This is a genomic window from Flavobacterium sp. B167r (genome assembly GCF_056824315.1).
On sequence record NZ_CP124859.1, the window covers coordinates 4097293 to 4121263 of the forward strand.

General features: G+C 33.0%; 23 protein-coding genes. 8 read left to right on the forward strand and 15 right to left on the reverse strand.

The features are described from left to right. Nucleotides 1-12 precede the first annotated feature (12 nt). The 15 genes from QLQ96_RS18255 to QLQ96_RS18325 all read right to left on the reverse strand — a co-directional run bounded on the left by QLQ96_RS18255 (nt 13) and on the right by QLQ96_RS18325 (nt 15459). Nucleotides 13-762, reverse strand: coding sequence for a glycosyltransferase family 2 protein (locus QLQ96_RS18255; protein WP_482492332.1), 750 nt, complete (start codon nt 760-762; stop codon nt 13-15). A 122-nt stretch (nt 763-884) separates the two neighbouring features. After that, nucleotides 885-1847 (reverse strand): NAD-dependent epimerase/dehydratase family protein, encoded by a 963-nt coding sequence (locus tag QLQ96_RS18260; RefSeq protein WP_482492334.1) that lies wholly within the window; start codon nt 1845-1847, stop codon nt 885-887. 10 nt (nt 1848-1857) lie between these two features. Continuing rightward, nucleotides 1858-2403, reverse strand: a complete 546-nt coding sequence (locus QLQ96_RS18265) for a WcaF family extracellular polysaccharide biosynthesis acetyltransferase (RefSeq protein WP_482492336.1) — start codon at nt 2401-2403, stop codon at nt 1858-1860. A 1-nt stretch (nt 2404) separates the two neighbouring features. Beyond that, nucleotides 2405-3577, reverse strand: coding sequence for a glycosyltransferase (locus tag QLQ96_RS18270; protein ID WP_482492338.1), 1173 nt, complete (start codon nt 3575-3577; stop codon nt 2405-2407). A 46-nt stretch (nt 3578-3623) separates the two neighbouring features. After that, on the reverse strand, nt 3624-4754 hold the full coding sequence (locus QLQ96_RS18275; protein ID WP_482492339.1) for an acyltransferase family protein: 1131 nt from the start codon (nt 4752-4754) through the stop codon (nt 3624-3626). Between the two features lie 42 nt (nt 4755-4796). Further along, nucleotides 4797-5957, reverse strand: a complete 1161-nt coding sequence (locus QLQ96_RS18280; protein ID WP_482492341.1) for a glycosyltransferase — start codon at nt 5955-5957, stop codon at nt 4797-4799. Between the two features lie 98 nt (nt 5958-6055). Continuing rightward, a complete protein-coding gene (locus tag QLQ96_RS18285; RefSeq protein ID WP_482492342.1) occupies nt 6056-7609 on the reverse strand; it encodes a hypothetical protein in 1554 nt (517 codons plus the stop codon). Nucleotides 7610-7649: 40 nt separating this feature from the next. After that, complete coding sequence (locus QLQ96_RS18290; RefSeq protein WP_482492344.1) at nt 7650-8690, reverse strand: CgeB family protein; 1041 nt, start codon at nt 8688-8690, stop codon at nt 7650-7652. 60 nt (nt 8691-8750) lie between these two features. Beyond that, nucleotides 8751-9668 (reverse strand): polysaccharide pyruvyl transferase family protein, encoded by a 918-nt coding sequence (locus tag QLQ96_RS18295; RefSeq protein WP_482492346.1) that lies wholly within the window; start codon nt 9666-9668, stop codon nt 8751-8753. A gap of 31 nt (nt 9669-9699) precedes the next feature. Continuing rightward, nucleotides 9700-11067, reverse strand: coding sequence for a lipopolysaccharide biosynthesis protein (locus QLQ96_RS18300; protein WP_482492347.1), 1368 nt, complete (start codon nt 11065-11067; stop codon nt 9700-9702). 301 nt (nt 11068-11368) lie between these two features. Beyond that, nucleotides 11369-11734, reverse strand: a complete 366-nt coding sequence (locus tag QLQ96_RS18305) for a hypothetical protein (RefSeq protein WP_482492349.1) — start codon at nt 11732-11734, stop codon at nt 11369-11371. 131 nt (nt 11735-11865) lie between these two features. Then, complete coding sequence (locus QLQ96_RS18310) at nt 11866-12816, reverse strand: GDP-L-fucose synthase family protein (protein ID WP_482496980.1); 951 nt, start codon at nt 12814-12816, stop codon at nt 11866-11868. Nucleotides 12817-12823: 7 nt separating this feature from the next. Further along, a complete protein-coding gene (gmd, locus tag QLQ96_RS18315) occupies nt 12824-13939 on the reverse strand; it encodes a GDP-mannose 4,6-dehydratase (protein ID WP_482492350.1) in 1116 nt (371 codons plus the stop codon). Between the two features lie 90 nt (nt 13940-14029). Then, nucleotides 14030-15034 (reverse strand): mannose-1-phosphate guanylyltransferase, encoded by a 1005-nt coding sequence (locus tag QLQ96_RS18320; RefSeq protein ID WP_482492351.1) that lies wholly within the window; start codon nt 15032-15034, stop codon nt 14030-14032. Continuing rightward, nucleotides 15031-15459 carry an adenylyltransferase/cytidyltransferase family protein gene (locus QLQ96_RS18325; protein WP_482492352.1) on the reverse strand — a complete coding sequence of 143 codons (429 nt, stop codon included), beginning with the start codon at nt 15457-15459 and terminating at the stop codon, nt 15031-15033. The genes QLQ96_RS18320 and QLQ96_RS18325 overlap by 4 nt, the downstream gene beginning before the upstream one ends. 501 nt (nt 15460-15960) lie before the next feature. Between QLQ96_RS18325 and QLQ96_RS18330 the strand changes: the two genes are divergently transcribed. From QLQ96_RS18330 to QLQ96_RS18365, 8 genes are all read left to right on the forward strand, one after another. Next, a complete protein-coding gene (locus tag QLQ96_RS18330) occupies nt 15961-17358 on the forward strand; it encodes a UDP-glucose 6-dehydrogenase (RefSeq protein ID WP_482492354.1) in 1398 nt (465 codons plus the stop codon). A 54-nt stretch (nt 17359-17412) separates the two neighbouring features. Continuing rightward, complete coding sequence (locus QLQ96_RS18335) at nt 17413-17895, forward strand: UpxY family transcription antiterminator (protein WP_482492355.1); 483 nt, start codon at nt 17413-17415, stop codon at nt 17893-17895. A gap of 553 nt (nt 17896-18448) precedes the next feature. Further along, on the forward strand, nt 18449-18700 hold the full coding sequence (locus QLQ96_RS18340; RefSeq protein ID WP_482492356.1) for a helix-turn-helix transcriptional regulator: 252 nt from the start codon (nt 18449-18451) through the stop codon (nt 18698-18700). Nucleotides 18701-19622: 922 nt separating this feature from the next. Next, entirely contained in the window at nt 19623-19820 is a 198-nt protein-coding gene (locus tag QLQ96_RS18345) for a helix-turn-helix domain-containing protein (protein ID WP_482492357.1), read from the forward strand. 479 nt (nt 19821-20299) lie between these two features. Further along, nucleotides 20300-20872 (forward strand): hypothetical protein, encoded by a 573-nt coding sequence (locus QLQ96_RS18350; RefSeq protein ID WP_482492358.1) that lies wholly within the window; start codon nt 20300-20302, stop codon nt 20870-20872. Between the two features lie 3 nt (nt 20873-20875). Continuing rightward, nucleotides 20876-22993: a cation:proton antiporter gene (locus QLQ96_RS18355; RefSeq protein ID WP_482492359.1), complete on the forward strand. Its 2118-nt coding sequence runs from the start codon at nt 20876-20878 to the stop codon at nt 22991-22993. 101 nt (nt 22994-23094) lie between these two features. Continuing rightward, complete coding sequence (locus tag QLQ96_RS18360; RefSeq protein ID WP_482492360.1) at nt 23095-23442, forward strand: hypothetical protein; 348 nt, start codon at nt 23095-23097, stop codon at nt 23440-23442. A 17-nt stretch (nt 23443-23459) separates the two neighbouring features. After that, nucleotides 23460-23816, forward strand: a complete 357-nt coding sequence (locus tag QLQ96_RS18365) for a hypothetical protein (RefSeq protein WP_482492361.1) — start codon at nt 23460-23462, stop codon at nt 23814-23816. The last annotated feature ends 155 nt before the right edge of the window (nt 23817-23971 follow it).

Consider the following 23971-nt stretch of genomic DNA (forward strand, 5'->3'; position numbering starts at 1 on the left):
CGAGTAATTAATTTAGCTGACGTACATGTATTGTCTGAGAGCGATTAACTTCTTCAGAAAAACTGCTTTAAATGCTGGCAGACCATGATATTTGTAAATACGATAATCTTCAATAAATACCTCAAAAGCTCTTTTATAAGAAGTACTTAGTCCGCCCATTCTCATTTTGACAATATACTTGCTCAGGTACACCAGTTTTATTTTATTGACAAATAAATAGCGAAGAAGCAATTCTGTATCAGAAGCAATTCTAAAGTTTAGATTATAACCGCCTAGTTTCTCTATCACAGATTTTCGCAAATAAACAGTAGGATGCAAAGGAAGCCAACCTGACTTCAATTTTTCGAAAACAAATTTCCCTCCTATTCTATTGCGAACCACCTTTTCTTCGGCATCGTTGGTAACATATATGCCATCTCCATAAACTCCCGCTGTTTGAACATTTCCTTGAAAAGCAGTTACAATTTTACTAACAACATCGGCATCATAAAACTCATCATCCGAATGCATTAAGCCGACAATATCTCCAGTTGCCATTTTTAAACCTTTATTAATGGCATCATACATTCCTTTATCGGGTTCTGAAATGTATTTGGTTATTTTGTCGGCGTAGGATTGAATAACATCTTTTGTACCATCTGTCGAATTTCCATCGATCACAATGTATTCAATATCATTATAGTTTTGATTTAAAACACTTTCGATACATTTGCCAATAGTATTTTTTCTATTGTAGCAAATAGTGATTATTGAAGCTTTCATAAATTATATTATTTATATAAATTAATAGTTTAATGCCTGATAAGAATAATAGATCTGATTCCTGCTGAAAAGCTTTAATCGTAAATTGAAAAAATGAAGTAAAAAATTATAGCTCTTAATTATTAACTATAATTATTAGCCATCCATTCAACTGTTTGTTTGGTTCCTATATTTCTGGATACAGGCAAATTAGGTGCTAACTCTTTGATCTCATTTAAGTCAAAAAAGTTATTTGTAGTCATATTTTTTAATCTAAAACTTGTCATTGGAAATTTAATTCTGACTAGTTTTAAACAATCACCAATAAAAGCGGCTGCAACAAAAGCAGAATATGGAATATTTTGAATTTTTATATTTTTAGTGCCTGCAATTTCGTCTGCCCATGAGGTAATATTATAAGGCTCGTAATCTCCCAGATAAAATACTTTTTGATCTACTTGAGCTTTATTTGAAAAAACAATTGATTCTATCTGATAAATAAAGTTGTCGATATAACCATATGTTTTTTTACAAGCTTTACTGCCCATATGAAAGTAATTTCCGGAAAGTACGATTTTAAAAAAAAGATTGTAGGGTTCATCAAAATATGGCCCCCAGATAGAAGTTGGCCTTACAATAGTCCACGTATATTTAGGATTCCAGTCCGTGATGCTTTTCTCAGTTAAAACCTTACTTTCTCCATAAATGGTATGAGGCATAAAGTCCTTAAAATCTTTAGGCGTGTAACCCGGCTGACAAACATACATGGAGGAAGCAAAAATGACTTTTTTTAAATTTTTCAATTTATCTAAGACAAGAAGCAGGTTTTTTACGCCGCCAATATTAGCATCATAATCCTCTAGTGTTTTTCCATTTAAGTCTGTTCGGGCTCCTAGATGAATTACATATGCCGGATCATAAGAAAGTATCACGCTCTCTAATTCTTCCGCACTGCATAAATTTACCATTCTAAAAATCGCTTGATGCTCCTTTGATTTAGGTTCTTTGATATCGATACTCAATACTTGATGACTATCCTTCAGTAATTTATTGATCAAATTGGTGCCAATAAATCCTGATCCTCCGGTAATTAAAAACTTTGCCATTTTTATAATTTTATAATCTGTCTTTTATTGGAACAGCAGGAGTTCCTACACATATTTTTCCTTCTGGAATACTCTTTAACACTGAACTTCTTGCTGCGATTATTGATCCTTTGCCTATGGTTACTGCTGGAGCCACATAAACATCATTTGTAAGCCAGCATTGATCTTCAATAATTACTGGTTTGGAAAAAATATCAAAAGAAGTTTTATCATATTCGTGTCCGCCAGTATTGATGTAGACTTTATGTGACAAGGCAACATTGCTGCCTATTTTAATTTTGCCAAGGCTATACAAAACGCTATCCTCACCTACCCAGCTATAATCTCCTATTTCTACATTCCATGGATAAGTAATCCTGACAGTAGCTCTTAGCAACACACCTTTTCCAATTTTGGCCCCAAACGATCTAAGAAGAAAACGGCGCCATCCATAAAAAAACTGAGGAGACATTGCGAAAAGTGTCCCTTGTACGATCCACCATAATTGTACGGTAATTTTAGATTTTCCGCGAAATGTCTTAGGGACAGTAAATTCTTTTAAATTCTGATAATTCATTTTAAATAAGTGATTTTAGGACTTTATTTAATCGTTCTGCAGTGCTTTTTACATCAAAATGTTTCTGATATAATGCCAATGCATTGGTACCCATTGCTTTTTTTTCATCTTTACTCAGTGCTTCCCATTTTTTCAGAATTCCAAGAATACCGTTAAAATTATCAGCACCAACAAAACCGCCACCGCCATCTTCAATCTCACGATAAATATTAATCTTATCCGTAATTAAAACTGCTTTTTCGCAAGCTAATGCTTCGACAATGGCAATACCAAAATTCTCCTGATGGCTTGGTAAAATATACACCTCGCAATTGTAGAAAGCGCCCCATTTTTCATCACCTTGAAGCATTCCTGAAAAATGAATTTTTGAATTCACTGCAGCCATTTTTATCATTTCCTGTCCATATGCAGACTCATAAGGGCCAGCAATTACTAGATCTGGAAGAGCTTCATTATTTAGAGAAAGTAGATTATATGCCCGAATCAATAAGTCAATTCCTTTTTTCTCGTGAATACGGCTTAAAAAAAGCCAATATTTTTTATTTTCCACTTCGGGACATTTTTTAAAGAATGCAGTATCAAATTCTAGTTTTCTGATTGGCGGTGCCTGAATTCCATAACTCACATTAATTGTCTTTTTCGGACTATAGCCTTTAAATGTTGTGGCTGCTAATTGCAATTCTTCCTGACAAGTATAAAAAAGGGCATCTGCTTGATTAATGCATTTTTTTTCTATAAAATGCCAAACAATTTCATTTCTCAATGCCTTCCATTTTCTATCTGCTGCTGTTTGAAAATAAGGATCTAACATTCCATGTGGCATGATTACAACTTTTGGTACTTTTTGATACGATTTTTTCAAAGAGCTTACCGCCTTGTACACCATCAAATTGTAATGTTGCCAAAGACCATGAACCATTACAACATCATATTTCAAAGCATTCTTTATTAACCATTTATATAATAGAGGTTTATAATGATAAGAAGTTCTGCCTTGTCCTATTTTATGAATAATAAAATCATCTTTTATGGCATACTCTTCCTCTGCATTATCCAAACACACTACTTCGACCTCTGTACCTAATTGTTTAATAAAAGGATTCACATTGCGTATTCCCTGGCACGGACCTCCAGTTTTTGGATTCATGGAGGTTATAATTCTAAGTACTTTCATTTCCTGTCTATGATTGTTTATTATAAATCGTGATGATACTTCTAAGCTATTCTACAGTGATAGCTGTCTCCTTATGATCGCTTTTTTTACTTGATGGGTAAAAACGATCTCTCAAACTCAATGAAGGCCATTCGATAATAGTTGAAGTTATATATCCTAAAAATAAACTTAGAAATAACTGAAACAGCACAACGGCAATTAGAATAGTCAGCTCATTATGGCCTTGAGCAAAAAGTATCTTTTGGATTTTTTTTGAAGGCCCAACAGACACCGAATGCCATAAATAAATTCCGTACGAATAAATTCCGATCCATCCTATAAAGCGATAAATCAAACTCTTTTTAAGACTGGATTTAGAAGTCACAGCCTGAACAATTAACAATGTAAAACCAATAGCCTGAACAAAATATCCAATTCTTCGGTCTAGATATGGATTATCTACAGTTAACAAAATGGTTATCACCAAGACTATAAATGAAACATTTAGTAAAAATCTCTTAGAAGCGAGATGATCAAATGATTCTTTATAATAAATATTCACTACAGATAAAATAACACCAAACAGCAGGCTATCCATTCTATATTGCGTCTGGCGAAAAGTAGCGTCCAAATAGCCATAATTTACGGCAATTAAACGTAAGGCTACAGATATTGCAATGACTATTGATAAATTCAGTATTATTTTCTTCGGTGGATTTTTTGCCTGATATGCTATAAAAAAGGCAAGAAATAGATAAAAATGTTCCTCTACCGCTAACGACCACGTTTGATTAATTGATGAGCCAAAATAATTTTGCAAATGAAAAACATTTTGCCACAAAAAAGTATTCATGTGATGGTGGCCAGAAACCAAATGAACAATTAAAAGAAAATACAGAGGTGGCCAGATTTTTATAGCTCTTCGAATTAAAAATCTTGGAGCATTGATTTCTCCTGTGTTCTTTAACTCTTTCAATAACAGTCCTCCTACTAGAAAACCACTTAAAGAAAAGAAAAGGTTAACGCCAGTTCCTCCAAAGGATTTAACAATTGTAATCACTTTATCTAAAAAGTATATGCCTGAAGCAGGCGTATGAAAATGTAATCCCAAAACCAATAAGATGGCTAAACCCCTTAGGAAATCCAATTCAATTTTCCTGTTGGCTACTTTAGGCTGATTGAAGAATTGTATTTTCATTTTTTTCAGTATTTAAAGAATATGCAACAAGAAATAATCTTGTTATTCTATTATTAATTTGTACTGCTCTTCTAATTGATTTAAAAAAAATTCAGTGTCAAATTTCTTAATTGACTCTAATCCTTTAGCAATACATTGTTGTCTTTCATCTTCTGAAAGATTTATAATTTTGGTAATTTGCCTAGAGGCTTTTTTGCTCCATTGTTCAACTAATAAAGCATCAAAAGGCCGGCGTTCTATTAGAAAAGAATCAGCCAAACCAATTATTTCAGTCATTGGAGCTTTATTGGTCGTAATTACAGGACATCCGCATGCCATTGCTTCTGCTATTGGCCAGCCAAATCCCTCATCTAGAGACGGAAACAGTAAGCAGGTTGCACCAGAATAAGCCGCGTTAATAAATTCGTCATCAAGACCTATTACGAAATGGATATCTTTTTTATAAGGAGATTTTTCATATACCTCTTTTAGTTTGTCTGTAGGTTTGGCTCCTACCAATAGAAGCGGTAAAAAAACATCTGAAGAATCTCTCCAAGCATTGTAAATTTCAATAACTCCTTTTCTATTTTTATAAAACTGATTCCCTCCAACATGAAGAATATAACCTGATGTTAAATCAATATTCAAAAGATGTTTCAAAGAAGTGCGCGAAGAATAAGGATTTAAAACCTTGAAATCTCTGTTTAAACCATTATAACAAACTACTGAGGATGAAATTTTACCTTTGTGGAGTTCATGCAAATCCTCTTGAGTTTTTTTTGATATCGATATAAAATGTTTTCCCTTAGAAAACCCGTTTCGAATAAAACCCTGATATATTTTGCCAGTTCCTCGAGTTTGATTTTCCGGAATTTTACCTAAAGCAGAATTCAATGCTAAAAAATCATGACAATGAATAACGTGAGGTTTTGCTTTTACTAATGGCACCCAAGGGCCTAAAGCTTGATCGGCAAATACGAAAATTGTATCGTTAGAACAATATCTGAGTTTTGATCTTACTTTTAAAGGAAAAACAAGGTACTGATCTATATATCCTAACCATTTTTTTATTGGTGAAAAAGGCAATTTATGAAAGAAAGCCTCTGGTTGCCAAGTCAGCACTTCGTAGCCTTTTTGCTGCATCCCGTCAGCCAGCATTTTTGCATATCTGGGCATGCTTTGCGATCCTATAAAACTAGGATGGGTAAATAATACTATTTTCATGATTATATGGTCTAAGTAGGATTGATTCACCAATATTGACTGCTTTTAACAGTTTCAAATAGGTTTCTTTATGGAATTATTTAGAAAATTAGGACCGTTTACATTTGGGGCTGCGATCTAATTATCTTCTGTTTTCTTGATGGCAATTGTATCATTTTTATAAAAAAAACCAATATCCAAAAAATAAAACATTGCTGCCAAAACCCTCGTAAAATGTAAGCCAGCGGAACAATGCTACTAATAGAATTCCTGAAAATGCCTAAGAAACCAAATATATTTATCAGCCCTAGCGTAGAGAATAATATGTCGCCATTTTTGAACAGAACGAGACTGTCCATTAGTGTAAATGATGCAAATAGCAATACAAATACTATAGGAAAACACCAATAACCAAATGTCGCCAGACCATCTCCTACAAGACTTGTAACTCGGAATCCTCCTAATGCAGAAGGAGAATGCGTACCCGTAAAATAAAGCTTGTCGCCAGGAGAATACTCTAATTCTTCTTTGTCAACTGTAATTCCTAGTAGAGATAAAAAAGGAAGCGGATATATAGCCAAAATCTTTTCATAAAAACTTTGTTGCATTTTTTCATTGCCATAACCTATTTTATCAGCATAGTATAAGGTCTGATCAACAACTCTAGCATTTCCATATCGGTTAATCATGAAATTATTCAGATATGTTTCATCCCAGCCTCGGCTGTAGCTAAAGACATTGTCTTGTGCTTCTATTGAGGTATTTCTAAGCTTTTCCATCAGCTTATCATTTTGCATGGTTTCTATAGTATTATCCAATAGCTCACTCCTACTCACATCATTACGAATTTTTCTGTTCGCAAGCATTGCTAATGAGATATCCGACAGAAACCCTAAACCAAAAAATATAAAAAATACTATCACTCCCATTTTCCAAGGAGAAAGAAAGCTGAAAATGGAAATATTGTTTTTTATAAGATAAAGCATAAACAGCAGCAGAACCGTAAAAATGGGATAGATCATCTGCTGGCGGCTATTTGAAGCAAAACTTAAAATAAACACGAATGAAACATAAACAATTACCATATTATTACGCAGCTTGTTATAAGGCAATCCTGACAAACTAGGAAAAAACATAATTATAGGAGCATATTGTAAATATATTAATCCTTCTAAAAACTTGTTTCCTGCATCTCCATACTGCACTTCGTTTACAACTGCAAGACTTTTTATCCTAGCCAATAAGCCTATTATTCCTAAAATCCATAAAGTAGAAGCTTCTGTTTCGAAAAAATTCAGCTTGTATAATGTGCGCTGTATGAAATTATTGCGTCTTCTTTTTCTATAAACTGCTGCATAAAATGCTAATGAGGCTGTAATGAAAATCAGTGTTTGATAAAAAAAAGTCTCATACGGGTTTTGAAAACCATACGTTATGGGTTTTGATTCTATAAGGGTTGCTGTTAAAGGAATAAAGCTTGCCAGAAAAATAGATGAAAATGCCAAAAATGAAAAAGGATGCAGCAGTATTATTTTCTTCTTAAAGAAAAAATTGCGAAAGATTATCCAGACAACAACTGTCATCACACAGCCCGCAAAATTATACCAAGAAGGGAAAAAAAATATTTCGCCAATTACAGAAAGTACTACAAGTAAATCAATATAATAAGTCACCGATTTTAAAGCAGCTCCTTTATTTCGTGTTCTCGGATTTTTAATCATTTTTAAGTACAGTTTTCAGCATTCTTATAACAGACTCTTCGTTAGAATATCCAGAAGTTTTACATCTTTCTATTCCTCCTTCAATTATATGCCTGCGTTCTTGTTCATTATTTAAATAATAGCGGCATTTTTGCAATAGCTCTTCATCATTTGAAAAAAAAACGGCTTCCTTATCTTCCTTAAACAATTCTAAATGTTCTGCTGTTCTCTCGGCAAGCATAAAACCGCCGCAAGCAGGAATTTCCATCGTTCGGGAAGTTTGGGTGTCAGAGTTCATTTTTCTTAAAAAACACAAAGAAATTTTAAATGCCTGCAATGCCTTAGAATAATCTTCTGAATAAATTCCAGGCTCTATTTCTAAGTTTTCAATTTTATAATCATTCCATTTTTTTTCTCCAAAAACCTTAACTTTTATTCCATTCTTTGCTAAATATAAAATGCTGTCACATCGTTCTTTTTCCCAAGCACCGATAAATCCGACATCGCCTCCCAACCGCTGTATTTCATCTTCGTTAAGAATTCTCGGATAATGGAAAGTCTGTTCATAATGCTTGTTCGTAAATTCGATTCTTTTGGCTCCAAGACGCCGCATGTCCGAAAAAATATAAGATTTTGTTGTAAAATGCACATCATAAAGCGGAATACAATCAAGATAATTTTGACTCTGATTGTGTCGTAATGCCATATTATCTGGAGAATAGCTGACAATCTTTGTTTTTGGTGAAAACTTCCTGATATATGTCAAAGTCTTCCTGTTTATTGTAATTCCTTTATCGATCCAAACAACGTCATAAGGAGACTGGCTAGCTTTATTTATAAACTCCTTTATTTTTTTGTTGGCTGATGAATTATCAGGCAGACTGATCCCCAGACCCCATTGGAACAGACGATGTGCAACCCGATACCAAATCGAAAAAGGCTTCATACGTGTATTAACCGTATCAATTTCATCTGAAATCTTTTCTAGCGCCCAATGACGGTGCAGACATGTATTTGACAAGCCTGACATACCTCCTACAGATAATATCTTCACTTTCTTATATGTATTATAAAGGTTTTTTGATAAAAATGAAACAGCTTAGATTGCAGCTCTTTAGTTATTAAAGTGCTTGTTTTCTATTAAAAGTTTTATATCCTGAACAAACTCATCTGTTAGAGCACGACTTTCTTTTAGTGCATCAGGGTAAATGACAGCCTGAGAAATATCTTTGGCCAAATCTCCGGAAAACAAAACCGGTGGATATTTATAAAAATCATACTTTTCAGATCTTGGGGCAAACAGGACACATTTCTTTTTCATTAAAATACTCCAGTAAACGGCATGGTAACTATTGGTTAAAACAACTTCAGAATTACCTATAAATTCGATCATTTCTTTTAATGAAGCACTGTTTGTAATTTTATCAAATTGATGTATTTCATCAGGAAGATGGTGCGGAACGTCTTTATGTGCCACTACCCCAATATTTCTGGTAATCGGATACGTTTGGTTTAATTCTGGCAAAGCACAAGTGGCACAAGGCACATAACGAAAATCATTGTATTTGAAATCGCGGACAGCTACCAGATCAAAAGCTTTGAAATCTATTTTTTTATTGATTTTCTGTTTTGAATTAGAATTGAATCCTGCGGACCATACCACTGCTTTTCCTGCTTTTTTTGCTGCTTTATTGATATTATAATTCCACTCAGGCATAGCATTAAGCAATCCTCCGCCCCCTACAAGTATGACATCATTGTTTTTTATCAATGAGATATCCACTTTATTCACATCGTGAACAATGCACTTGTAATGTTCAAATTCCGAAAGGAAATACTGATAGTATCCGCAAACTTTGTCGCCCGTGTTATTGGTGATATATCTGTGTATGAAATGAATGGTAGGTGTCGCTGTAACGTAATTGCTGTTTAATGCTTTTGAGGTGTATTTATTTCCGGATCTCCAAATTTGAAACACAGTAAATAAATCGTACTTATTTACTAACTGTCGGTAAGTGTTTTTGATTGACATTTTTCTGGATTTAGTTGTATTGTTTCAGCGGTTAGCTGGCTGTAAAAGTTGTTTTACTTTTTTTTAAAATAAATTTTGCTTGTTGCCATAGTCCAGCATACATTTCTTTTATGCTGATATTAAGAAACTTATTATTATTTCTTAAGGTATAGACAAGAAGGGCAAATTCTGTAATTGCAAGTGCTAACGGAATTAAATTCATATTGGGTTCAATCTTCAGGAACACATAACACAATAACACTCCCGCAAGCTGAGAAATTAGAAATACTATCGTAAAGCGAACGTGTGTATTTGTAGAAAGCGGAATAACACTTGACAATCCTGAAAGACATGAAATCAAGAGTACAAACAACATTCCTATAAAGAAAACTTCATTGAATACTACAGCATGTTTTGTCCATTCGACATAGATAGTTTTACCTGTAAATAGAAGTAAAACAATACATAGTAAAGTGGCTGTAAATGTAATGACCATCGATTTGTTATAGATACTCAATATGGTTTTATAATCCTTTCTGCCATAAGCTGCACAAATTTCAGGATTAATAGAGATCGATAACATATTCATCATCTGACGCAAAAAATTTACTAGTGTTCTTGTTGTCGTAAAAACGACCAAAAAAGCTCCTCCTAAAAGCATATTGACAACAAACACCATCCCTTGACTTGAAATAGCCTGACCTAAGGGAAAAAACATAAAGGCTAGAGACGGTTTCATAATCGATTTAAAAACTGCTCGGTCAAAATTGCGCAGTGAAAGTCCTGATGCAAATGTTTTTCTAGAAATAAAATGCTTAAACAAAATCCCTGCTAAAGAAGGAAGTAAGTATATGGTAAGTATTAAAATTATATCTGCTTTAAAAAAGATGCCACAAAATAATATAAACAACTCAGCCATACGTATCAGGTTATCTGCAACAATAACAACATGAGTCTGTGATATTGCCCTGAAAATTCCATGATAAACTCTGCCATACATCATAGCAAAAACTTCACACAATAATAAAACAAACACAATAGATGTTTCCTTTCCTGTAAAATGCTCTACTCCTAGTATCTCCTTAAACCCCCAAAGCGCTGATATTAAAAGATATAATAAAAGAAACACACCAAATACCGATAAGACAAATAAGAAAGCATTGGTCTGCAATTTTAAGCACGTCTGATAATCCTTTTGATTGTATTTAATTACAAATTCATTGTTGCTTGCTCGGTTGAGCCCCATATCTGTCATTGCAAAAAAAGAGGAAAGAGCTGTAATTAATATCCAATCAGCATATTTATCTATTCCCCAATACATAATAAATAAAGGAACCATTGCTATCTGGTTAAGAAAACTAACCCCCATTCCAAATGCACTTGCCGCTAAATTTTTTACTATCGACTGATATACTGACATAATTGCGTATAATTTTAAGATTATAATTGGTGACTGGCCTGGAAATGCATCGTTTTAATGCGGTTTAAAAAAGAACAAAAAAAGACCCAAAAGAATACAGCATTCATTATACTTAGTTATCATCTAAGCACATGTGCATGCCTAACGATTTAATTATGCCCCCACTATAATTAAATGAAAATTAGACCTATCATGAAGAAAATTGATCTTGTGCAACAGCATGTGAGACTGCTAACTCATTGGGTCATTTAATGTTCCTTATTATTTAAAATTCGTTTTAACGTCAACATGGCCTCGTCTTTTATGCGTATTTAGTATTGACAAATTTTTGATTAAAGTAAAATCGTAAATCTTCTCTATATCCCATCTTTGTCTCTAAACAATCTAATACCGCTATATTTTTTATATTTGAAAACTTATTCATGAATCTCGGGCAATGATTACAAATTAATAGCTGAATTCCGTGAGCATATAATCTTAATAAATCGATTAAATCGTCTTCAGAATAAAAGACAAAAACAACTAAGGAATGATCTGCTTCTATTCCATTTCCATCAATAATTGCCTTTCTGTCTCCAGTGGTAAATTTGATGTCTTTAAACTCATATTTTAGAAATCTCGAAAAATAATGAAAGTCATCAAAAACCAATACTTTACTTTGATCCATATTTTTTAGTTTTAAAAATCAAATGATTCATTAGAAATATTTGAATCCAGTCTTATCACTTCAATCGCATTTTCATCAGATATGAAAATAAAAACCTGAAATTTTACTTTTAAGTGTTTTTTAGAATCTGACTAAAAAGTTTTTTGTTTAACATTTTCTACATTGGCTACAAACCAGTTGTATGTTTTCTCAATTCCTTCTTCTAAGCTTACTTCATGCTTCCATCCCAATTTGTTCATTTTGGAACTGTCTATTAATTTTCTTGGTGTACCGTCTGGTTTTGTACTGTCCCAAATAATAGTCCCTTCATGTCCTACAGTTTTTTGAATCATTTGAGCTAACTCCAGAATACTTAAATCCTCTCCTGTTCCAACATTATAAAGATGTTCTGGCAGTTTATTCTCCAGAGCAAAAACTACTGCTTGAGCAAGATCATCAACAAAAAGAAATTCTCTTAATGGCTTTCCAGATCCCCAAAGTTGTACAGGCGAGTGATCATTTTCTTTAGCTTCATGAAATTTGCGCATCATAGCGGGCAAAACATGAGAACTAGTCAAATCGAAATTATCATAGATCCCGAATAGATTAGTTGGCATCAAACTCACATAATCTTTTCCAAACTGTTTTCGGATAGCCTGACAAGCTTTTACTCCCGAAATTTTTGCCAGAGCATACCATTCATTTGTTGGTTCTAAAAAATCGGTTAGCAAATATTCTTCAAGTATAGGTTGCGGAGCCATTTTTGGGTAAATGCAAGAACTGCCTAGAAAAATAAATTTTTCAACTCCTGCCTTTAAAGCTGTATCAATCAAATTATTCTGGATCAGCATATTCTCCATAATAAAGTGATATGGATAATCGCTATTCGCTAGAATACCTCCTACTTTTGCCGCAGCATCAATAACCGCATCTGGTTTTTCCTTGTACATAAATGCTCTTACGTCTTCCTGACTGCGCAGGTCCAATTCGTCTCTGGACTGACCTATTAGATTCGAATATCCTTTCTTTTCTAATGCCCTCCAAACTGCAGAACCAACCATCCCGCGATGACCGGCAATATATATTTTTGCTGATTTATCCAAACTCGTTTTATTCATAATAGTTCATTGTTTGGTATCCTGCACCTTCAAGATGATGGTCCTTTTTCATTAATTTCACATCCGATTCCATCATATCGGTAACTAAATCCTGTAGATCGTATTCTGGAATCCAGCCAAGTTTAGTATTGGCTTTGGTCGCGTCACCAATTAATAAATCGACTTCAGTTGGACGGAAATAACGCGGATTTACTGCCAAAACTTCTTTTCCTATTTCGATTTGATATTCAGGATTACGGCAAGCTGCAACATAAGCTTTTTCATCTGCACCAATTCCTACAAATGCCAATTCGATTCCAACATGAGCAAAACTCATCCTTACAAATTCACGAACCGGAGTTGTAGTGCCTGTTGCAATAACCCAGTCTTCTGGTTCATCTGCCTGAAGTATCATCCACATCATGCGAACATAATCCTTAGCGTGTCCCCAATCTCTTTGTGCATCCAGATTACCTAGATATAATTTATCTTGCAATCCTAAAGCAATTCTGGAAACCGCACGAGTAATTTTTCGGGTCACAAATGTTTCTCCACGAACAGGAGATTCATGATTGAATAAAATTCCATTACAAGCATACATTTGGTATGCTTCTCTGTAATTAACCGTTATCCAATAGGCATACATTTTTGCAACGGCATAAGGAGAACGAGGATAAAAAGGCGTTGTTTCCGTCTGCGGAACTTCTTGTACTTTTCCGTATAATTCAGACGTAGAAGCCTGATAGATACGAGTTTTCTTTTCTAATCCCAATAAACGAACGGCGTCTAAAACTCTAAGTGTTCCTAAACCATCGGCATTTCCTGTGTATTCTGGTATTTCAAAAGACACCTGAACATGGCTCATTGCTGCAAGATTATAAATCTCGTCTGGTTGGATCTGCTGAATTAAACGAATTAAATTCGTGCTGTCAGTCATATCACCGTAATGCAAAATAAAACGTTGGTTATTTACATGCGGATCCTGATACAAATGATCAATACGATCTGTATTAAATAAAGAACTTCTTCTTTTTACACCGTGAACGACATAGCCTTTTTTTAATAAAAACTCGCTTAAATAAGCTCCGTCTTGACCGGTTACTCCTGTGATAAGTGCTACTTTAGCCATAATTATTTATGTTTATGTTTTTATTTTTACTTTTGAGAGATCAATTCTGATTTTCTTTGACTTTGATTTAGTTTTAATATAAACTGATTGCTAAATCAAGCAAGAACCAGATAACTCTAATTGCTGATAAACTTCTTTAACGTCTTGTGAATTCTTTTTCTGTAAAACCAAAAGAGCGTCTGGAGTATGAACCAATATGCAATTTTCTAAACCTACAAAGGCCGTATGCACATTAGAACCAATTACGATATTTCCATTAAGATCTGCCGTATGTCCGTTTTCCATTAAATAATCGTATACTGCTTCAAAAGATCCCAAATCTGACCAATCAAAATGAGCGGCAACAACTTTTATGTTTTTGCTACGTTCCATTACAGCATAGTCCACACTAATAGAAGGTATTTGAAGCGATAATTCATAATTTAATGAACCATTGACATTATCTTGCCAAACCAATTCGGCATACTTATAAAGCTCTGGCTCCTGTGCTTTTAACTCTTGTAAAAAGATTCCAGCTTTGAAACAGAACAAACCGCTATTCCACAAAAAACTGCCGCTTTCTGTAAAAGATATTGCCTTTTCTAAATTTGGTTTTTCATGAAATGCCAATACTGCATCTCCGTCAAATTCAATATATCCATAGCCCGTTTCCGGTCTTAAAGGCTGAATTCCAAAAGTCACTAAAAAATCATTTTTAGCTAGACCTATAGCCTGATCTAACGCTGCTTTATATTTCACTTCTCCATCAATGATATGATCAGAGGGTGTTACAATCAATATATCATCAAAATCAGCATTAAATGCAGCAAAAGCAATTGCAGCGGCCGTATTTCTTGGTGTAGCTTCGATGATATGCGTAAAAGGAATTGCTAATTTTTTCATGACCTTTTCCGTCAGATGGCTATTATCTCTGTTTCCAACAACTACAACATCATCCGCAACAGCGGCATTTCGTTCTAAAGTCAACTCAAATAATGATTTACCTTCAAATAAATCGAGATATTGTTTTGGCTGGCTCTTACGGGACAGTGGCCACAGTCTGCTTCCAACTCCTCCCGTGAGAACAACATGTACTATTTTATTTCTTGAGTTCATATTTTCTCATTTAATAATTCAATCTGAAAAACCTCTCTTCTTAAATTAGAACTCGAAAAACGATGGTCTCTCGTATTAAAATAGAGCGCAATGCCTTTTTCTTCGCAATAGGCTCTGCCTGTAAAATCTCTTTCTTTATATTCATCACCTACAATTCGCACATCAATTTGAAAAGCTTTTAAAATATCTTCTAAATCCTGTTCTGTAGTGTAAGGGACAATTTCATCAACAAACTTGCACGCCTTCAATTGAATATAACGTTCAACAACTGTCTGTGTGGGTTTGTTTTTTGTAGGTCTGTCTATGGTTGGATCAGTCTGCAATCCAACAATCAAATAATCACAATGTAATTTCGCTTCTTCTAGCATTTTCACATGCCCCGCATGCAGTAAATCAAAAGCACTAAAGGTTATTCCTGTTTTCATAATGACTAAATATTGGTTGTGAATTTTCTATATGAGTTCAAAAAAATGAGGGATGTAAGGGTATTTTGCAGAAAATATTTCAGAATTGGACAGGGGTTCCCCGTGAATAGTTCCATTTTTACTATCCCAAAAAAATAAAAGTTATTTTTTTTAAAAACTGATTAAGTTTATAAAATGTGGAAATTGACTACAAAAAGCAACTGCCAACAAGACAAAATTAAGATAGTGTAGGAGTAATTGAAACTTAATTTAGTGGTTAAAAAGTCTTAATAAGGAATAATTACAATTGAAAAGAGACTGAAAAAAACTGAAACAGAATTAATTTCACTAACCTATATTAACTAATTGAAACAAAAAGTCTCTTTAAGACGATTGCCCTAAATACAACAAAAAACTCTCAAAAATTAATATTGAAATTTTACCTATATATAGTAACGCATTCAAAAAAACAAATAGCAATAAATAATCAATTAACATTAAAAGAAGAACAGATAAAATATTATGGAAAATAAAATCACTAAAATTTGCTGTATAGGTGCCGGTTATGTTGGCGGACCAACAATGGCTGTAATAGCTAAAAAATGTCCACACATACAAGTTACGGTTGTTGATTTAAATGCAGAACGTATAGCTGCATGGAATGATAAAGATGTGGCAAACATACCTATATACGAACCAGGACTTAGTGCTATTGTAGAGGAAGCCAGAGGGAGAAACTTATTTTTCTCAACAGATGTTGAAAAAGCAATAGAAGAAGCCCAAATCATTTTTATTTCTGTAAATACTCCGACCAAAACGTACGGTAAAGGAAAAGGAAAAGCGGCCGACTTAAAATATATTGAACTCTGCGCCAGACAAATTGCTAAAATTTCAAAAGATGATAAAATTGTAGTAGAAAAATCAACACTACCCGTACGAACAGCTGAGGCAATCAAAAGTATTTTAGATAATACCGGAAACGGAGTCCAGTTTCAAATTTTATCCAATCCTGAATTCTTGGCAGAAGGAACAGCTGTTAGCGATCTATTAAATCCTGACAGAATCTTAATTGGCGGGGAAACAACTGAGGAAGGACAAAAAGCAATACAGGCACTGGTTGATGTTTATATGAATTGGGTTCCAGAGGAAAAAATACTAACCACAAATGTCTGGTCTTCAGAATTGTCGAAACTTACTGCGAATGCTTTTCTAGCACAGCGAATTTCTTCAATAAATGCCCTATCTGAACTTTGCGAAAAAACCGGCGCCGATGTTAATCAAGTGGCAAAAGCAATTGGAATGGACAGCAGAATTGGATCTAAATTTTTAAAAGCTTCTGTAGGATTTGGAGGCTCTTGTTTTCAAAAAGATATTTTAAATTTAGTCTACATCGCAAACTCATACGGATTAAATGAAGTAGCTGATTATTGGGAACAGGTTATTATTATGAATGATCATCAGAAAAGAAGATTCTCTACTAAAATAACACAGACCTTATATAATACGGTTGCTGATAAAAAAATAACTTTTTTTGGGTGGGCTTTCAAAAAGGACACTAATGATACCCGAGAATCAGCAGCTATTTATGTTGCAGATGACTTAATTGCAGAGCAAGCAAAAATTGCTGTTTACGATCCTAAAGTAAGCAGAGAAAAAATACTTGCAGATCTAGATTATTTAAAAACCAGATCAGAGGCTGAAAACAAAGCGAGTTTAGGTTCCTATCAAAATCCTTACGAAGCTTGTGAAGAATCGCACGCAATTGCAGTTTTGACAGAATGGGATGAATTTATTGCCTACGACTGGCAGAAAATATACGATTCTATGCTAAAACCAGCTTTTGTATTTGACGGCAGAAATATTTTAAATAAAACTGAACTGGAATCTATTGGTTTCATATATAAGGCTATAGGTTCTTAATATTTTAGAAACAAAGACAAAAAATTATATTTTAAAATATCAAAACAACATAAAATGAACTGGTACGTTATATACACAAAACCAAAATGGGAAAAAAGAGTCGTTGACCAATTGACAATGTTGGGTGTAAACTGCTATTGCCCTTTTATAAAATCTGTTAAGCAATATTCAGACCGAAAAAAAACAGTGGAAATACCGCTTTTTAACAATTATATATTTGTTCAATTAGCTGATAAAGACCGAAATTTAGTTTTTTTATCTCGTGGAGCTATCCGTTATTTATATTGGTTGGGAAAGCATGCTGTTGTAAAAGATAAAGAAATCAGCACCATAAAAGAATGGCTTGCTGAAGACGGAGCGATTAGTGTTACCCAATACAATGTAGGAGAAAAAATTAAAGTAGATTCAGGCCCTTTTTTAAATCATTCTGCTGTAATCAAGGAAGTGACTAACTCTCACTACGTCCTTGTTTTAGAATCTCTGGGATGCATTTTAAAAATTAAACACAAAACGCAAAAAGCTGTCGTGGCGAATTAATAAAAATTATCTATAATCAATTAAAGAAATCAACAAAGCAATACTTATTTACAAAATATTGCTTCTGTTTCACAACTAAATTTAGTACAAATCTTTGAATGAATTATCAAAATTTTAAAACCGATATTCCATCATCTCGAAGATAAAAGAGAAAGATTTATCAGTATTTTATAAAATATATTTTAAATGATATTTGTTTTTCTCAACTGTAATAAAATTTATTATAACTCAAATACAGAAAATTTTAATCAATTTTATTTATTTTTACCAAAATATTGATTTTCATGCAATTAATTTTATTTTATAGCGTTGCATTTTATTTAGATCTAAAAAAATAATAAAAAGAGTATTTAATAATATTTTATTGACAAATAAAATATTATTTTTAGATATATTTTAAATAAAAAAAAATCTGACTACAAGCCATCATTTTAGTATCAAAATGTCCTTAATCAGGAATTAAAAGTTCAATCGTAGTAAAAAATAGAAATACGAAATATTTACATTTGAATTAATGTAGCTAAAGTAAGCCCTTAAATTTACGTTTAACAAGATGAATCCTACTGTGTATAGAAATATAAAAAAAATAAGAGAATTAAAAAACCTTACTCGGGAATATGTCGCCGATGAACTTAAAATGAGTACGAGTGGCTATGGAAAAATTGAACGAGGTGAAGTAGATCTAACTGTTTCCAAATTGGAAAAAATAGCTACTGTATTAGATGTATCGATCGAGTTTATATTTAGATTTGATGTCGCTGTATTATTTGAAAATAAAACAAATAGAAGAAGAGATCATTTTTAAATAAAATCTACAAGTTATTTTCTTTTTTGTCTAAGCGGCAAAAAGTGATTGTAAGAAATAAAAAATCCATTATAACAATAAGAAATTCAACTGCCCAAGTAATTAAAAGCATTGCTCTGATTTTTGCACTGCTATATAACTGGGCAGTAACTTCAATTCTGTTTTTCACTATATTAATTTTGTCCCTTTAGAAAGGAATAACTTCAACTCATTTTGAATTATCCGCTTCTTTTTATTCCTTGCATTTCTATCTAAATGCATCAATACTCTACAAGGGCATCCTGCCCTATTTAATGAAAATTTGAATATAGTCCGCTTCTAAAAAGTTAGAACAAAAATAGTGTAACCAAAACTATTCTATAAAATCTGATAAAATAGAGCCATATTTTCCTTTCCAGGAAATATTAAATGTCCTTCAATATTCTTTCTAAAAAGATACCTCCAATTAATAAAATAAATAACGATCATAATAAAATTTATGGCTGATCAAATTCGTAATCTTTTTACTATAATTATAGAAATATAGTTAAAAAATTCCCGAATAATATATATATGGAGACAATTTCAATAGATACGTTAAAATTAAATGTATTTAAGATGAGAAAAATGTATGAACATAATCTATTACTTGTTAATAATTTAATAATTTTAAAGCCTTTTTATTTAAGTATTTTCCTAAACAATACATATAATTTACTAAAAATCAATGCTTTATTTTTAGCAACAGATTGTTTTTTTTTCTATCTTTAGTCTATAAATTTAACTTTCTAAAAAGTTTTTCAATTTAAAAAAACGTGCTGGAATTTAAAATTTAAATTAAAATTTATCTGTGTTTGGGATAATAATTTTAATAAATGATTGTTCTAATTACTACAGACATTAGTTTTAGTAATAGTATTAATTTTTTAATGCATTTAGTGATATGATTGGTATAAAAATTAAGGAAATCAGAGAAAGAAATAAGTTAACTACAGAATATGTGGCTATTCAGATGGAAATGTCATTAAGCCAATACAATAAAATTGAAACAGAAAATGTGGATTTAAAATTGTCTAAGCTTGATAAGATAGTAAAAATTATAGGTGCTAAAAAAAGTGAACTTTTTACAGGAATAACATAACAGAATTCCATTTTAATTATTTTTACAAAAAAGCATTTCTACAGTACCCAAATTCAAGGATAATTTATATTTTTCTTCACCTATTTCTACTTTGTAGTTAATAGGCAAAAATCAAATTGCGACAACATTCGGTTCAAATGTGTATTTCGCTGCATATTTTCTTTTTTAGTAGCTAAAATTTGCTGCGAGGGATAACTCACGACAAACTCAAAAGCATTGTCTTCCACATTATAAAATAGGCAGACAATGCTTTTTTTCTTCTTGATTCTGTTTTATCTGAAAATAAACCGATTCTTACCATTAACAAGCGCAAAATAATAAACAAGTGAGATCTGCATTTTTGCGTTATAATTCTTTGTCTGAAACCTATTTTTTTTATTCATTTCATCAGAATCTTTTGCATCAATTTTTATTTTATGACTCTTTTTTTTGGGAGAGCGGTATATAATGGCTAAATTGTAGATCCAAAAAAAAAATCTATGAAAAAATTACTTCTATCATTAGTACTTACATATATTTTAATTTCATGTGAAAGTAAAAAAGAGCTTGAACTGCAAAACCGAGAAAAAGCACTAAATTTAAAAGAAGAAGAATTTGAAAAAAAAGAGGCTGACTACAAAGCATTAGTGCTAATGCGCGACAGCATAGCGGCTTTAAGAGACACTGTAAAAGCACCTGAGTTTATTAAAGAATGGCCTGAAACTATTAAAGGTTTCTGGAATAGTAAAATGCTGTGCAAAGAATCTAGCTGTAATCAATATGTAATTGGAGATCAGCGCAATGAATCTTGGCAATTTGCATCTGATTCTACGGGAATATACACTTATGTCATCAACAACAAAAAAATTATTAGAGTATTTAAAGCAAAATATCTTGCCGATAAAATAATGCTCGAATTCAGCAGTGATAGTATTGCAAAAAATAAAGTAAAAATGAATGTTATTCTTGATGATATCAAAGACAATGTTATTAAAGGAACGCAAACCATAACCGGACAGGACAACTGCACGGCGAAATTCTCAGTTGAACTTACTCTAGCTCCAAAAAAATAATTTATGTTATTAAGTATCCAACACGTAAGTCTTCCTATTGAAGATCCTGTACTAAAATTCCTGATAGAGCTCATTATAATTCTGTGTATTCCTCTTTTATTGAATAAAATAAAAATACCTCATCTTTTAGGTCTTATCATAGCTGGGGCAGTTATAGGTCCAAACGGATTTAATGTTCTCGCCAGAGACAGCAGTATAGTCGTAACAGGAACTACAGGACTTTTATATATTATGTTTCTAGCAGGTCTAGAAATCGATATGGGAGATTTTAAAAAGAATAAATGGAAGAGCATCACCTTTTCAATATATACCTTCATCGTTCCATTTATATTGGGACTTGCAGGCGGGTACTATATTTTGAAATTCTCCTTTTTGACATCTGTGCTTTTTGCCAGTCTCTTTTCATCTCATACCTTGATTGTATATCCTATGGTGAGTAAATTGGGAATAGCTAAAAAATTAGCTGTAAATATTACTGTAGGCGGGACAATGATTACGGATGTTCTTTCACTTATAGTATTAGCTGTAGTTGTAGGCATGTCCCAAGGCGAAGTAGGAACTGCATTCTGGGTAAAACTGTCTTTATCAATGACGGTATTTGCTTTGATTGTTTTGCTTGTTTTTCCTATTATAGCACGCTGGTTCTTTAAAAATGTTGATGATAAGATCTCACAATATATTTTTGTAATCGTAATGATATACCTGGCTTCTTTGCTGGCAGAATTAGCAGGAATAGAAGCTATCATCGGGGCATTTTTTGCTGGTCTGGCGCTAAACAGGCTTATACCGCAAACTTCCTCGCTGATGAACAGGGTGGAATTTGTAGGTAATGCTATTTTTATTCCCTTTTTTCTTATCAGTGTAGGTATGCTGATTGATTTTAATGCTTTTATTCAAAGTTGGGAAACCATTGGGGTAGCCTTTGTTATGCTTGTCGCTTCTATAGGCGGAAAATATGTTGCAGCAATTCTTACCCAAAAGACCTTTAGACTTACAGATGACGAAGGAAGACTTATCTTCGGAATGAGCGCCGCGTCTGCAGCTGCAACTTTAGCATCTGTGATGGTCGGATATAATATCATTTTGTCTGAAAATGAAGCGGGAGAACCGATCAGACTTTTAAATGAGCATGTTCTTAATGGAAGTATCCTGCTGATATTAGTTTCATGTACTATTTCATCCTTTGTTTCAATGGCGAGCGCGCAAAGAATTGCAGATACAGATAAAGAAGAAACAGTTGCTGGTGCAGGTAATGAAGAAGAAAAGATTCTACTTGCCATTAATCATGAACATACAGTTGAAAAAATGGTTAACCTAGGGCTTATAATCAAAAGTAAAAGCAATATAGACAAGCTTTTTGCCCTAAATATCATTAATGAAGATAAAAGCGAGTCATCTTCAAAAAATGCCGAAAAACTACTTGGCTCAGCTGTAAATCTGGCAGCTGCAGCAGACGTTAAACTGATTCCAATAGCACGGCATGATAACGATGTGACTGCTGGCATCAATAATGTAGTAAAGGAGCAAAACATCACTGACCTGATTATAGGGATTGAAGAAGATAAGGGATTTTCCGCTTCTTTTATATATAATCTTTATAACGCTTACTTGCTTAACAAACTGATAAATGTAATTATATATCATGCCGTTCAGCCGGTCGCTACAATAAAAAAATATACAGTCATTATTCCTCCAAATGCTGAACATGAAGCAGGTTTTTTCCATTCCTTATTAAAGGTTTGGAATATAGGGAAAAATTCAGGCGCTAAAATGAGTTTTTATGCAAACGAAAAAACAATTGATATATTAAAAAATATTGTTGCAAAGGCAAATATTGAAGCTACTTTTAATAATGAAATCTCATGGACAGACATTCAAAATAAAGCTCAAAACCTAGAGCAAGATGAAGGTCTGATTGCTATAATGGCTGATAGAGGCATGCATTCGTATTTATCGCAAATGCAGGAATTGCCCGAAATTTTAAATAAGAAGATCAATAAAAACAATTATATATTAATTTATCCTTTTTCAAAAACTGATAATACGTTTACCGAAAAAAGAGCTGTAAGCAATCTTGATGATTTTGCAGATATCGGAAAAATTATACGCAAACTTTTTTAGCTGAAAGCAGTCTGACTTAATGTAAAAGATCTCAGAACATATTTAGTGCCAAACCCTCTATAGTACCAAAACGTTGCCGCCAATTTTTAACAAACAACACAATGAATATTAAAGATGAACTAAAGAATGAGGCTATTTCAAACACTCTTTCGGTTAAATGGAAAGTCCGCAGTACTATTGGGCCTAATTGGATTGGAAGCAACCGAGAAATTTGTTTTTACAAAAACTCAAAACCTACGGATGAAAACTTGGCTTATTCTTTTTTAAAAGAGTGCTTAATTGAAAAATTAAATATTCCTGAAAAGAGTGAAGACGATACGATTGAAGGTGAAGGCGATTTGTTTATGTTGGGTAATGATTTGTTTATAAAGTACACCATTTCATACACAATGCCATACGACTATCCTCACAAGTATGAAAACGGAGAAGTTGTTTTAATTTCCAAATAATTAAAAAATTCAAAAATATGGTTGGGATAAAATACGATTCGGAATATTTTGAAGGAATAACAGCACCGTATATCGATTGGATTGCGGGCGGAAACTTTGACGGATACCTGATACAAAAAAGTCTAATATTTAGAGAAGTTGATAGCAAGGTGGAATTATACTCGAAAGTTATTAACGCAGAAAGATATGATGGAAATGTTTCAGATACAGTATTGACAGGGCATTACCGAGAAACTGAAAAAAGAACGCTAACATTATTTTTTGATGATTTTGAAATGCGAGGGAAAATATTGGGCGATAACGAAGATATAATAGCATTCTCTGTTTGGGGCAAAACGCTGAACAAAAAGGAGGTCTATAAAATAAATGAATAAAAAAAATGGATGCAACACAAGCTACAAGCAATTTGGGCATTAGGCATAATTGAAATTGGGTTTGCATTTGGAAGATTTGCCTTCCCTATTCGCCATCACTCGAGCGGCAAATCTGAACAATGGGCTTAATTTAGTCGAAAACCTGCTGTAGTAAC